The organism is Frankia sp. CeRuru1 (assembly GCF_977966315.1).
The window spans coordinates 1-3,037 of sequence record NZ_CDWWEW010000502.1; the positions used below are offsets into that span (position 1 = coordinate 1).

The following is a 3,037-nucleotide window of genomic DNA, read 5'->3' on the forward strand; positions in this document are numbered from 1 at the left end:
GAGGGATCCGGCCCGGCTCAGGTGGGACCCGGCTCAAGCCGCCACCGGCGGCTGGGCGCGCAACAGGCGGGCGAGGACAGACCCGGCGTGGCGGATGCCCGCGTCGTCCACGTCGAGGTGGGTGACGATCCGCAGCGTGGTCGGCCCGGTCGCCCCGACCAGCACGCCCTGCTCGGCGGCGCGCGCCGCGACGGCTCCGGCGTTGGTGACCTGGACCAGCACCATGTTGGTCTCCACCGCCTTCGGGTCGACGCGGCCGGGTGCGGCGTCGGCCAGCAGCGCGGCGAGTTCGGCGGCGCGTCGATGGTCCTCCGCGAGCCGGTCGACGTGGTGGTGCAGCGCGTGCAGGCCGGCCGCGGCCAACCCGCCGGCCTGGCGCATCCCGCCGCCGAGCCGCCGGCGCCACTCCCGGACGGTGCCGACGCGGCCGGCATCACAGACGACCAGGGAGCCGACCGGCGCGCCCAGCCCCTTGGACAGGCACACCGACAGGGTCGTGAAGGCGGCCGCGAGGCGACGCGGCGGGACGGCGCTCGCGACCGCGGCGTTCCACAGCCGCGCGCCGTCGCAGTGCAGCGCCACGCCGGCGGAGTCGGCGATGGCGCGGAACTCCGCCAGCCGGCCGAGCGACCAGACCCGGCCGCCGGAGCGGGCATGGGTGTTCTCCACGGCCAGCACACTGGTCCTGACCATGCTGTAGTTGCCGGTGACGCTGTGCGCGCGGATCGCGGCGGCCACGTCCGCCAGGTCCGCCGCCGCGGTGAGGCCGGGCAGGGTGCGGGTCTGCACCCCGCCGAGCGCGGCCAGCCCGCCGAGCTCGTAGGTGACGATGTGGGCCTCGGTGTCGGCGATGATCTCGGTGCCGACCGGCGCGCTGGACCGCAACGCGACGAAGTTGCCCATGGTCCCGCTCGGCACGAACACGGCGGCCTCGTGGCCGAGCAGGTCCGCGGTGTACTCCTCCAGCGCGCGGACGGACGGATCCTCGCCGTAGTGGTCGTCGCCCACCTCGGCCGACGCCATGGCCCGGCGCATCGCCGCGGTCGGCCGGGTCACGGTGTCGCTGCGCAGGTCCACGGGCCCGGCTGGGCGCGGGTCCGGCCGGTTCGCCACCCGCGGCCGGCTGGACGCGGCCGGTTCGTCGTTGATCCTCGGAGAGCCGTCACCTGTGGCATCGGAGATCATGCCTTGTGATGGTAGCTACCTACGCCAGGGCGTTCCGGACTATTGGCGGCCCGTTGGTGAGCGTGCGAGCCTGGGTGTACGCCCCAGCGGGTACTCGGCGAACGGGTGCGCGACCTGCTGCTGCTTCGCCCTCGGCATTCCTCAGCCCGGCGGTGTCTGCCCAGCCCAACACGGAGGCCGAGGGATCCGCAGTTCTTACATGACCGGTGATGAATGCAGGTAAGTGAGATCGGAAGCGAGGCCATTCGTCTGCCAGACTCCCGGCGCAACAGGTCGTGGCGGGACAAGGTGACGTCGATGCCAATCGAGATAGGTTACACGAGGCAGGGCGGCGGTGGTGGGTAGAAGAAGGTTATTAGCAAGTGGTGGACGACCAAACGCTGCAGCCGTCCCTGGGTCCTCGTCCATGGCTTTGGCGAGAGCCGGGCTCACCTGGATTGTAAGGTCGTCGGTGAGGTAGAGCAGACCGGCATCAAAGGCGGCATCGTGGTTGGGGCAGGCAGCGAGACCGTTGGTGACGTCGAGACGTTCCCGGTTGGTACAGGTCCGCCATGGCTTGATGTGTGAGGCGCGGAGAAGGCGTCGCCGCAGGAGATCGCCACTGGGGGTGAGGCCGCAGAACACGCAGTGTTGGCCACAGTTGGCTAGCACCTCGCGGGCGAAGCGATGTTGACCGACGCGGGCGGCGCCGATTAATACCCTGGTAGTGATCGGATCTACGGGATGTTCGGTGGAATCTCCAGGCTGTGATGTGGTGAAGGCGTCCTGGATGTCGGTGTCGGCTAGCTCATCCTGCCCAAGTAGAAGCAGGGGGTCGTCGCCGAGGCCGAGGAAGTCGGGCAGATCGGTGGCGGTGACCCCGGCGGCGCGTCCCGCGGCGAGGATCATCGTGTAGATGGCGGAGAGGCGGTTCGGGTCGTTGAGCAGAATGGCTGCGGTCTCGACTTCATGGCGTGCACCGTTCGGCCGGGAGCCGTCGAGGTTCGCCATCTTTGCAAGGATCGAAGCGGGTGTGCGGCGGAACAGTCGTGCAAGCTCGGGCACTGGTGATGGCGCTTTATGGCTCGTCGACCCCCCGTAGTGACGGTGGTTGACGTTCAAGGAGGCGGCTAGGCAGAGAAGCGTCTCGACGGGAGTGAACGTCTCCTGGCGAGCTTTCACCTCGGATGAGCGCGGCATGCGGGCCAGCACCCGGGCCCATTGGCGGTCGGCAGCTCCTGAGGTGATGCCTATGTAGTCCCCGAGCTCAGGCATTAGGTTATCTTAAGCGTCGATGTCGGAAGAGTCGACATGGGTGCCGATTATGGAGGGTCGTGATGTCTCCGTGTCGTGGACGGGTTGCCTGAAGACGTAGCGTCCAGGTCAGGGCATCCGGGCTGCCGAGCGGCCGAGCTGCTGCCCCACCTCCAGCGGGAACGGGGCCGGATCGCCACGGCCATCGATGACCTCGCCACCGCCCGCACCTTGCTGGAAGCCGTCATCGCCGCCACTCCGGCGGTCGGAGCGGTCGCCGGGGTGTGCGACACGTCCGACGGCGAGGACCGGGTGTTCACCACTGCCGCACGCTGATCCGTACTCACGGCCGCCGTGCACGGCCGCCGTACGCCGACCCGGATCCCACGGCCGGCGCCCGCCGACCGTCGGCGACAGGCGAAGAAGAAACCCTCCACCCCGACACCGAGCACCTGGTTGCCGAACAGACGGTGGAGGTCGAGTAGTTTCTCGGTTATCTGCTCGGCGGACCCGGCGAGCGCGGAACCGTTCTCGATGAAATCCTCGAGCGAGTCGAACGGGAAGTGGTTCTGCCGGGCCACCGGGAGGTCCCGGAACGCGGCGAAGGCGGGACGGGCGC

2 protein-coding genes and 1 pseudogene are annotated in these 3,037 nt (G+C 69.5%); all 3 read right to left on the bottom strand.

The window, feature by feature from the left end; genetic code table 11:
• Window positions 1–33: 33 nt before the first annotated feature.
• Window positions 34–1,185: a GntG family PLP-dependent aldolase gene (locus AC08OP_RS23465; RefSeq protein ID WP_476616154.1), complete on the bottom strand. Its 1,152-nt coding sequence runs from the start codon at window positions 1,183–1,185 to the stop codon at window positions 34–36.
• Between the two features lie 195 nt (window positions 1,186–1,380).
• Window positions 1,381–2,439 (bottom strand): HNH endonuclease, encoded by a 1,059-nt coding sequence (locus tag AC08OP_RS23470; RefSeq protein WP_476616155.1) that lies wholly within the window; start codon window positions 2,437–2,439, stop codon window positions 1,381–1,383.
• Window positions 2,440–2,486: 47 nt separating this feature from the next.
• Window positions 2,487–3,037 (bottom strand): annotated as a pseudogene (locus tag AC08OP_RS23475) (hypothetical protein); the annotation flags it as partial.

Excerpts from the sequence above, each read along its gene's own strand:
- AC08OP_RS23470 (WP_476616155.1), bottom strand. The coding sequence starts at position 2,439 with ATGCCTGAGCTCGGGGACTACATAGGCATCACCTCAGGAGCTGCCGAC.
- AC08OP_RS23465 (WP_476616154.1), bottom strand. The coding sequence starts at position 1,185 with ATGATCTCCGATGCCACAGGTGACGGCTCTCCGAGGATCAACGACGAA.